Genomic DNA, 3,857 nt, shown 5'->3' with positions numbered 1-3,857 from the left:
TCGCCGGGCTGATCCGCGCTGCCGGCGACAAGAAGATGCGCGGGGCTCTCGGCCTCGATGCCCAGTCGCGCGTGCTCATCATCAACTCCGAAGGCGCGACCGACCCCGGCCGCTATGCCGAGCTGGTCGGGATGGCGCCGGACGAGGTTGCGCTGGCGAGGCAGCCGGCATGAGCAATCTGACGATCAATGCCGACCGCCTGCTTGGCCGTATCGAGGAGCTCGGCAGCCTCGGTCGCGATACGCAGGGCCGGCTCGTCCGCGTCGCCGCCTCCGACATGGACAAGCTTGGCCGCGACCGCCTTGTCGGTTGGCTGGAAGAGGCAGGGCTCGACGTCGCGATCGATCGCATGGGCAACATCTTCGGCATCTGGCAGGGCGACGCCGAGGCAGGCCAGGAAGCGGTGATGCTCGGCTCGCACATCGACACGGTGATCGACGCCGGCATCTATGACGGCTGCTACGGCGTGCTTGCCGGCCTCGAAGCGATCGAGAGCCTGAAGGAGGCAGGATTCGCGCCGGCGCGCCCGCTTGTGGTCGCCGCCTTCACCAATGAGGAGGGCGTGCGCTATTCGCCTGATATGATGGGCTCGCTGGTCTTTGCCGGCGGCCGGGATATCGAAGAGGCGCTGGCCTCGATCGGCACCGACGGCTCGGTGCTGGGCAAGGAGTTGGAGCGCATCGGCTATGCCGGCCGACATCAGCCCGGCTTCCTCAAGCCGCATGTCTATGTCGAGCTGCATGTCGAACAGGGACCGGTGCTGGAGCGCGAGGGCATCGCCATCGGCGCAGTCGAAAACCTGCAGGGCATTTCCTGGCAGCGCATAACCATCGACGGCGTGGCCAACCATGCCGGCACCACGCCGATGTCGATGCGCCAGGATGCCGGCGTCGCCGCCGCGCGTGTGATCAGCTTCCTCGCGGAGCGGGCCAGCGCCTCGCCGACGCCGACGGTCGCCACCGTCGGCACCATCGCTTTCGAGCCAAACGCCATCAACGTCATCCCGTCGCGGGCAATCTTCACCATCGACCTTCGCGATCCGAACGAAATGCATCTTCGCGAAGCGGAAGCGGCGCTCGCCGCCTTCCTCGACGACCTTGCTGCAAGCGCCGGCGTCACCATCCACGCCGAAAGCCTGGCGCGCTTCGAGCCGGTGACGTTCGATGCCGGCATCGTCTCGCTGATCGAGGATGGCGCCAAAGTCGCCGGCCTTTCGTGCCGGCGCATGACGTCGGGCGCGGGGCACGACGCGCAGATGATTGCTCGCATTGCGCCGTCCGCGATGATCTTCGTGCCGAGCCGGGGCGGCATCAGCCACAGCCCGGACGAGTTCACCGCCGCCGACGAACTGGTTGCGGGCGCCAATGTCCTGCTTGGCGTCGCCGCCCGGCTGGCAGCCGACTGATCGCGGAACCAAACGTTATGGTTGTCGACGGCAGGTGCTACCAGGCGAAGCACCACCAAAAATAGTCATTTCGAAACGTTGCGTGCCACCAAGGCGGGAATCCGGCGACATCTGATCGAAACAAACTTCAATCACTAGCCAGATTAGGGAGCGCGATTCTCGCGCGCGTCAAAAAAGTTCAGTGTATCGAAGAAAGAATAGCATGCTGCTCATCAACCAGCGCCCCGAACACAACCAGCCGCTGGTGCCGGCCGACGCCGAGGCCCTCGGCCTGGCGGGCGCCGACCGGGCCGAGCATTATCTCAGGGCGCGCGACGACCATGCCGAAACGCCTCTCTATGCCTTGCCGGCGCTCGCCAATGGCCTCGGCATCGCAGCACTGCACGTCAAGGACGAGGGCCAGCGTCTTGGCCTTGGCAGCTTCAAGGCGCTGGGCGGCGCCTATGCCGTCATGCGGCTGGTGCTGGAAGAGGCCGGCAAGCGCTTCGGTCGCGAAGTCGATATCTGCGAAATTAACGATCCGAAGCTGCGCGCTATCGCCGCCCAGATGACCTTCTGCTGCGCCACCGATGGCAACCACGGCCGATCGGTCGCGCAGGGGGCGGGCCTCGTTGGCGCGCGTTCGGTCATCTACGTCCATGCCGGCGTCAGCGCCGAGCGCGTGGCGGCCATCGCCCGCTTCGGCGCCGAGATCGTGCAGGTCGAGGGCGGTTATGATCATGCGGTCCGCGAGGTCGCCCGGGTCGGCGCCGAGCGCGGCTGGAAGATCGTCTCCAACACCTCCTGGCGCGGCTACGAGCGCATTCCGGGGCTTGTCATGCAGGGCTACACGGTGATCGTGCGCGAGGCGCTGCGGCACATGGCCGAACCGCCGACGCACGTCTTCCTGCAGGCCGGCGTCGGCGGTTTTGCGGCGGCGCTTGCGGGCTATATGGCAATTCTGCTCGGCGAGCGGCGGCCGAAGGCCGTGGTGGTCGAGCCGAGGCGCTCGGCTTGCGTCTGCGCCTCGGTGGAGGCCGGCCGTCCCGTAACGATCGCGCCTCAGCGGTCGACGGTGATGGCGATGCTGGAATGCGCCGAGCCGTCCCTGATCGCCTGGCGGGTGCTGGCCCGCGTCGGCGACGCCTTCATGACCGTCGACGAAGACGACGCGGTCGCGGTGATGAACCGACTGGCCCGGCCCTTGGGCAACGATCCGGCCATCGTTTCCGGCGAGAGTGGCGGCGCGGGGCTTGCCGGGCTGATCCGCGCAGCCGGAGACAAGGGCATGCGCGCGGCTCTCGGGCTCGATGCGACGTCGCGTGTGCTCGTCATCAATTCGGAAGGCGCGACCGACGCCGGCCGTTACACCGAGCTGGTCGGGGCGGTGCCGCGGGAGCTGGAGCTGCAGATCGCCTGAAGGATTTTCAGGAAAGCGGGCTTCCCTCCGGAATCGATGGAAACGAAGCGCAACTTCGGGAACAGTCGCCTGGAACGAGCGCTGGGGAAAGAGAAGATGGCTGAACTCGACCAGCAGCAGCTGCATCGCGAGATGACAGCCTGGCGGCGCGACCTCCACGCCCACCCGGAATTCGGCTTCGAGGAAAAGCGCACCGCCGCCTTCGTGACGGAGAAGCTTCGCGCCTTCGGGCTCGAAGTCGCGGAAGGCATAGGCGGCACCGGCGTTGTCGGCACGCTGGCCAGAGGCAGCGGCAATCGCGCGATTGCGCTGCGCGCCGACATGGATGCGCTGCGCATCGCCGAGCAAGGGACCCAAGCCTGGCGCTCGCAGACGCCCGGCACCATGCATGCCTGCGGCCATGACGGTCACACCGCCATGCTGCTCGGCGCGGCGAAGCTGCTTGCGCAGGAAGGCGGCTTCGACGGCACGGTGCGGTTCATCTTCCAGCCGGCCGAGGAGTGGGGCAGGGGCGCGCTTGCGATGATCGAAGACGGGCTCATCGAACGCTTTCCCTTCGAGGAAATCTTCGGGCTGCACAACATGCCGGGCCTGCCCATCGGCCACTTCGAAACCCGGAGCGGTCCGATCATGTCGGCCGAGGACAATTTCGAGATCGTGCTGAAAGGCTTGGGCGGCCACGCCGCCAGGCCGCACGCCGCTCGCGAGACGCTGGTTGCCGCCTGCGCGCTGGTCGTCAACCTGCAGACCATCGTCTCGCGACGCCTGAGCCCCGTCGATATCGGCGTCGTCTCGGTCACCGAGCTCATCACCGACGGCACCCGCAACGCGCTGCCCGGTCTCGCCCGCATCCTTGGCGACTGCCGCAGTTTCCGGCCCGAGGTGAGCGCGGCGATCGAGAAGGAGATGCGCCGCATCGCCGAAGGCACGGCGCAGGCCTATAACGTAGCATCTGACGTTACTTACACGCGCGAGTTCGTGCCCTTGATCAACGACGCGGCGCTGGTGGATGATGTGCTTGCTGCGGCCCGAACGGTGCTGGCGGGCGGTGCC

At 67.0% G+C, this 3,857-nt stretch carries 3 protein-coding genes; all 3 read left to right on the top strand.

Annotated features, from left to right (window positions below; all coding sequences use genetic code 11):
* Positions 1-169 precede the first annotated feature (169 nt).
* The gene (locus EOA32_RS34445) at positions 170-1,405 is read left to right on the top strand and encodes a Zn-dependent hydrolase (protein ID WP_128374080.1); all 1,236 of its coding nucleotides are present in this window, start codon (positions 170-172) and stop codon (positions 1,403-1,405) included.
* 202 nt (positions 1,406-1,607) lie between these two features.
* Positions 1,608-2,804: a diaminopropionate ammonia-lyase gene (locus tag EOA32_RS34440; RefSeq protein ID WP_095829514.1), complete on the top strand. Its 1,197-nt coding sequence runs from the start codon at positions 1,608-1,610 to the stop codon at positions 2,802-2,804.
* 96 nt (positions 2,805-2,900) lie between these two features.
* Positions 2,901-3,857: amidohydrolase (locus tag EOA32_RS34435; RefSeq protein WP_128374079.1), on the top strand; the 957-nt coding region annotated here is incomplete at its 3' end.

The organism is Mesorhizobium sp. M1A.F.Ca.ET.072.01.1.1 (assembly GCF_004023325.1).
Taxonomy (GTDB): domain Bacteria; phylum Pseudomonadota; class Alphaproteobacteria; order Rhizobiales; family Rhizobiaceae; genus Mesorhizobium.
The sequence above is the reverse complement of the archived record's forward strand: the minus strand, read 5'-3'. Positions and strand labels throughout refer to the sequence as shown.